Source organism: Xenorhabdus miraniensis (assembly GCF_002632615.1).
The window spans coordinates 1-1,106 of record NZ_NITZ01000086.1; the positions used below are offsets into that span (position 1 = coordinate 1).

At 51.2% G+C, this 1,106-nt stretch carries 1 protein-coding gene; it reads left to right on the top strand.

What is annotated here, in order from left to right; genetic code table 11:
- Nucleotides 1-1,106, top strand: a 1,106-nt coding sequence (locus Xmir_RS22135; protein WP_145956957.1) for a non-ribosomal peptide synthetase, incomplete at both ends; no start/stop codon positions are given.

The following is a 1,106-nucleotide window of genomic DNA, read 5'->3' on the forward strand; positions in this document are numbered from 1 at the left end:
GTGGAGACACTGAACAGCAATTTGCCTACTGTATTGCTTGATGCTCCTCTAGACAACGCCTGTACAGAAAGTAATCCTGATGCACAGACATTAGGTTTGGCCCCCCATAATCTGGCCTATGTGATTTACACCTCAGGTTCAACGGGGAAACCAAAGGGAGTCATGGTTGAGCACAGTAATGTGGTTAATTTCCTGTGTTCAATGAGCAAGGAACCCGGTATTACGGGGGATGATATTTTACTGAGTGTGACCTCTCTCTCCTTTGATATTTCCATTTTGGAGCTATTCCTGCCGTTATTGACGGGGGCACAAATCATACTGGCAACGCAGGCGCAGGCAGCAGATGCACAGCAATTGGCCGCCTTGATTATTCGCCATAATGTCTCACTCATGCAGGCAACCCCTTCAACGTGGCGTATGTTGTTGCAACTATCGGATTTCACTCTGCCAACTAAGTTTAAGGTGTTGTGCGGTGGGGAAGCCCTGCCAGAAACACTGGCAACACAGTTGCTCCAACAGGTTCCTACGCTCTGGAATTTATATGGGCCAACGGAAACCACGGTCTGGTCTACGTTAAACAGCCTGACCCAAATGTCGCCTTCCATCGGACGTCCTATTGCCAACACCCGGATCTATATTCTGGATACGCAAGGCCAGCCAGTCCCTCTCGGTGTTGCCGGTGAGATCTATATCAGTGGTGCCGGTGTTGCGCGCGGTTATCTGAACCGTCCAGCCTTAACAGCAGAGCGTTTCATTCTTGATCCATTCTCATCAGTCACTGGCTCTCGAATGTATAAAACCGGCGATCTCGGGCGTTGGTTGCCGGATGGCAGCATTGAGTATCTGGGCCGCAATGATTTTCAGGTCAAACTGCGCGGCTTCCGCATTGAACTTGGCGAGATCGAAGCACGTCTTTCTCAGTGTTCAGGGGTACGCGAAGCAGTTGTCATCGCCCGTGAAGATATCCCGGGTGATACCCGCCTCGTGGCTTATCTCCTCCCTCAGCCTGACACTGAACTCATGCCAACTGAATTGCGCCAGCAACTGGCACAGCACTTGGCCGAGTATATGCTGCCCAGCGCCTTTGTAACGCTGGAAACTTTCCC